Origin of the sequence: Sulfuriferula multivorans (assembly GCF_003851125.1) — a bacterium.
Lineage (GTDB): Bacteria > Pseudomonadota > Gammaproteobacteria > Burkholderiales > Sulfuriferulaceae > Sulfuriferula > Sulfuriferula multivorans.
Map to the genome: position 1 here is coordinate 1 of NZ_BGOW01000068.1, position 618 is coordinate 618.

Below are 618 nucleotides of genomic sequence, written 5' to 3' on the forward strand. Positions count from 1 at the left end.
CTTCACGCATCAGGCTGCTCACCTGGTGCCGACCCATGGTCATGCCCTGCGCCTGCAACGCATGCACCAGGCGGCGGCTGCCATAGCACTGACCGCTGGCGACAAAAGCCGCTTTAAGGTGTGTCGTGGCAAGCAACCGCGTCGCATTTACCGGACGTCGTAACGACTGGTAATAACCAGCACGGCTCACCGACAGGACACGACACGCCTGTTGTAGCGGAATGGCCTTCTGTTGCAGTTGCTGAATCATTTGATAGCTCATTTGAGTTCGCGGGCAAAGAAGGCCGATGCCTTTTTTAAGACATCGTTATCCATGCGCAGCTGGCGTAGTTCGGCTTCAAGCTGACGGATACGCTGCTGTTCAGGTGTCAGCGGTTTACCTATGCCAGGCTGGCCTGCCAGCTCACTCTCGTATTGACGAATCCAGCGGCGGATGGCGCTCTCGCCCGAACTCATGGTTTGACTAACCTGACTGACGCTCAGCCCTTGATCCTTGACCATGCGTACTACTTCCAATTTAAAACCAGCATCAAATTACCGACGTTGCTTGCCCATCCAGGTTTCTCCATAGGTGAATGATCCACCTATCGGAGTGTCTGTGTAAATTAGACCACTACA

The 618-nt window shown here is 54.2% G+C and carries 1 protein-coding gene and 1 pseudogene; both read right to left on the reverse strand.

Annotated elements, in window-relative coordinates; translation table 11 throughout:
* Positions 1-250, reverse strand: a 250-nt coding sequence (locus EI185_RS17505; RefSeq protein WP_189836459.1) for an IS3 family transposase, incomplete at its 3' end; no start/stop codon positions are given.
* A gap of 8 nt (positions 251-258) precedes the next feature.
* A pseudogene (locus EI185_RS17510) lies at positions 259-522 on the reverse strand (transposase); the annotation flags it as partial.
* Positions 523-618: the final 96 nt, after the last annotated feature.